Annotated in this window: 3 protein-coding genes; 2 read left to right on the top strand and 1 reads right to left on the bottom strand. The window is 46.5% G+C overall.

What is annotated here, in order from left to right:
* The first annotated feature begins 215 nt into the window (after positions 1-215).
* On the top strand, positions 216-1,571 hold the full coding sequence (gene ctpC, locus QUB16_RS27735; protein WP_333321155.1) for a carboxyl-terminal processing protease CtpC: 1,356 nt from the start codon (positions 216-218) through the stop codon (positions 1,569-1,571).
* Between the two features lie 113 nt (positions 1,572-1,684).
* Here ctpC and QUB16_RS27730 read toward each other — a convergent pair whose 3' ends face one another.
* Positions 1,685-1,876, bottom strand: a complete 192-nt coding sequence (locus QUB16_RS27730) for a DDE transposase family protein (RefSeq protein WP_333321153.1) — start codon at positions 1,874-1,876, stop codon at positions 1,685-1,687.
* Between the two features lie 300 nt (positions 1,877-2,176).
* Here QUB16_RS27730 and QUB16_RS27725 point away from each other — a divergent pair.
* Positions 2,177-3,972: cation-translocating P-type ATPase (locus QUB16_RS27725; RefSeq protein WP_333321152.1), on the top strand; the 1,796-nt coding region annotated here is incomplete at its 3' end.

Below are 3,972 nucleotides of genomic sequence, written 5' to 3'. Positions count from 1 at the left end.
CCACAAGAGTTTGTTGTGGCACAGGCATCTTGCCTGTGGCGGGCTCTTCGGCCCGCCCCACAAGAGTTTGTTGTGGCACAGGCATCTTGCCTGTGGCGAAAGGGAACAAAACTCGGCAAAGTGGAAATATTATGTACGCCAAAGGCGAGCCGGCCTTGCCTGTGTTAGATTGAGCGTAATTATTCTGAACTCTTTTCCTCCCGCGCGTCAGACAAATGGTTATAACAAAACGAGGGCTTGTTCTAAGTGCAGCAGCAGTGGTACTCACTGCTGTAACTCTTGCGAACACTGGTTGCAGTTCTAAATCTCTGGCTTCTTTTCGGGGAAGCCCTAAAGAGTTAGTTGATGAAGTTTGGCAAATTATTGACAAAAGTTATGTAGATGGCACTTTTAACCAGGTTGACTGGAAAGCGGTGCGAAATGATTATTTGAACCGGACTTATACCAGCGACGACGAAGCTTACAAAGCAATTCGGGAAATGTTGAAGAAGCTGGATGATCCTTATACGCGGTTTATGGACCCTCAAGAGTTCAAGAATATGCAGGTTGAAACTTCTGGGGAACTGACAGGAGTTGGGATTCAGTTGACTCAAGATGAGGAAACCAAAAAGTTGGTGGTGATTTCGCCGATCGAAGATACCCCTGCTTTTAGTGCTGGTATTCTGGCAAAAGATATCATTATTAAGATTGACGGCAAAACGACAGAAGGCATGGATACGAATCAAGCGGTAAGTTTGATTCGCGGCCAGGTGAATACACAGGTGACGCTGACGATTTTGCGGGGAAACAAGGAATTAGAATTTAAGCTGAAACGCGCTAAAATTGAAATTCATCCAGTGCGGAAGTCGGTGCAGAAAACCCCGATCGGAGAAGTCGGCTATATTCGCTTAAATCAGTTCAGTGCGAATGCTGCATCGGAAATGCGATCGGCAATTAAGGATTTGGAACAGAAAAAGGTAACGGGTTATATTTTAGACTTGCGTTCCAATCCCGGCGGCTTGCTGTACGGAAGTATTGAAATTGCTCGGATGTGGCTCAAAGAAGGTACGATCGTCTCGACGGTCGATCGAGTCGGTGAGGCCGATAAACAAACGGCAAACAAGGCAGCAATCACAGACAAACCGTTAGTTGTACTGGTAGACGGCGGTTCAGCAAGTGCTAGCGAGATTCTATCCGGTGCTTTGCAAGACAACAAACGCGCAGTTTTGGTGGGAACAAAGACCTTTGGTAAAGGTTTAGTTCAGTCAGTACGCGGCGTGGGAAATGGTGCCGGTTTGGCGGTGACAATTGCCAAGTATTTTACTCCCAAGGGCACTGATATCAACAAGGCCGGGATTGAACCAGATTTTAAGGTAGAACTCAGCGAAGCTCAAAAACAGGAATTGAGGCGCGATCGCGATAAAATTGCTACGACGGCAGATCCGCAGTACGCCAAAGCTATGGAAGTTTTGACAAAGCAAGTTACTGGTAAAACCGGGAACAATAAGGCGGAGGCGAAACCGAATGCTGCCCCACCTAAGCCGACTGCAACGCAAGCAAAACCGAGTGCAGCACCTTCTAAATCGCAGTAGTTTTTAGTCACAAAAACTTCAGTAAAGAAGGACTAAAGTCCTCACTACGAACCTGGTTTGTAGTGAGGACTTTAGTCCTTCTTATCTTCAATCTAAAATCTAAAATCTAAAATCTAAAATTTGGTTGGTTGGCAAATGCCTGCGCGAATTAATCCGATGCGGCGGGCGATGGCATCTTCGGGCGAATCGTAAGGGCCCCACTTTTCAATAATACTGGGGTTTTGTTCTTCGAGTTGGGCGAGCGGCAAAATTTCGCAATTACCCGCAGGACGTTTGACAATATAAAATTTGGGTGTTTCTGTCATAGCTAAATTCGTCAAATAAAAGCTGGATACTAACTAACCAATTCCCTCATTATATCAAATAGGGAAACGGCACTACCCGGCCCAAGTGTGTTTTAGCATGAAAATCGCAGTCCGACATGGGTTTCAACCCCTTCTGGAATGCGGATTTAACCGCCTGCAACTAATAAGAATTAAAAAAAACTAACACTTTTGGAAGATGCCACAAAATTTATCTATGATAAAAATATAGACATTTGTCTAAACAGTGTATTAAACCCTTTCAGAACTACCCAAATATTCTAATCAATACCAAAAAAAACCATGCAATTTTTCCCCAAAACCATCCCCGAAATTCAACCAGAAATCCTACCTGTTAAACAATCACCGCCAGAAATTGTTACTTTCGATGTCGGCGGGATGAAATGTGCTGGCTGCGCGAAAGCTGTGGAACGCCAACTCATGCAGTATTCAGGCGTAATTTCAGCTTGCGTTAACTTGGCCGTAGAAGTCGCGACGGTTGAGTGTCAACCGGGGGCTGTCGATGCAGAGGCTTTAGCGAAAAAGTTGACTGATAATGGATTTCCCTCTCAGTCTCGTTTAGGGGAAAATCAGCGGGAAGCAGAAGCGGCAACAATTGAACGGCGGGGGCAAGAAATTCGACAGCAAATCAAGCAATTGACGATCGCCCTTATCCTAATTATTCTATCCGGTTTAGGTCACGTACTCGGCACAAAAGCCCCAATTCTCAGCAATATTTGGTTTCACTGGGGACTCGCCACCCTAGCTTTGCTGCTACCGGGCCGCCCGATTATCGTTGACGGGTGCCGCAGTTTGTGGCGAAATGCACCCAACATGAATACTTTGGTAGCTTTAGGCGCTGTTACAGCTTACACCGCTAGCAACGCGGCGCTGCTGTTTCCACGGATGGGATGGGAGTGCTTTTTTGATGAACCGGTGATGCTGCTGGGCTTTATTTTGTTGGGCAAAACTCTCGAACAGCAAGCCAGACGGCGCGCTGCATCGGCTTTGCAAGCTTTAATCGCATTGCAGCCGGCGAAAGCCCGCTTAGTTGATTTTAAACTTTCGAGTTTGGATTTGCGATCGCAAGAATTGCCTTTAGACTCGACATCTGCGGTCTACGATCCACAATACATTGAAATTCCCGCCGATCGCGTCCGAGTCGGAGAATGGCTGCAAGTTTTGCCAGGGGAAAAAATACCGGTAGATGGTGAAGTCTGCGAAGGCAAAACAACCATAGATGAGTCGATGCTGACTGGCGAATCAATGCCAGTTTTGAAGCAACCGGGAGATACAGTTGCGGCGGGAACTATCAATAAATCCGGGGCAGTTGTGATGCGCGCAACTCGCACCGGTAAGGAAACAACTGTAGCTCAAATGGTGGCTTTGGTGCAGGCAGCCCAAACTCGCAAAGCGCCGATTCAAAATTTAGCTGATACTGTCGCGGGATATTTTGTATATGGGGTGATGGCGATATCGGTTTTAACTTTCCTATTTTGGTATTTTGCCGGCACTCATATTTGGCCTTCTGTGCTTTTAGGACAGGGGGCAATGGATATGGGACACGGGGCCATGAATATGGGAAATGAATTGCCAATTATCCATTATCAATCGCCTTTGCTGTTAAGTTTGAAATTGGCGATCGCAGTTTTAGTTATTGCTTGTCCTTGCGCTTTGGGACTGGCTACCCCAACTGCAATTTTAGTCGGTTCTGGCATCGGGGCGGAGCGCGGGCTTTTAATTCGCGGTGGTGATGTTTTAGAACGGGTGCATCAATTAGATACGGTGGTTTTTGACAAGACGGGCACTCTGACAACCGGAAATCTTATACTCACTGATTATTTGCCGATTTTCCAGAATTCGGAGTGGGATTTGAACTCAGATATTAATGTGGGAAACAGGCAAGATGCCTGTTCCACAATTGATGGGGTTTCTGGCAACAGGCAAGATGCCTGTTCCACAATTGATGGGGTTTCTGGCAACAGGCAAGATGCCTGTTCCACAATTGATGGGGTTTCTGGGAACAGGCAAGATGCCTGTTCCACAATTGATGGGGTTTCTGGTAACAGGCAAGATGCCTGTTCCACAATTGATGGGGT

It is taken from the genome of Microcoleus sp. D3_18a_C4 (assembly GCF_036702415.1).
Taxonomy (GTDB): domain Bacteria; phylum Cyanobacteriota; class Cyanobacteriia; order Cyanobacteriales; family Microcoleaceae; genus Microcoleus.
This window is presented reverse-complemented; position numbering and strand designations above follow the sequence as displayed.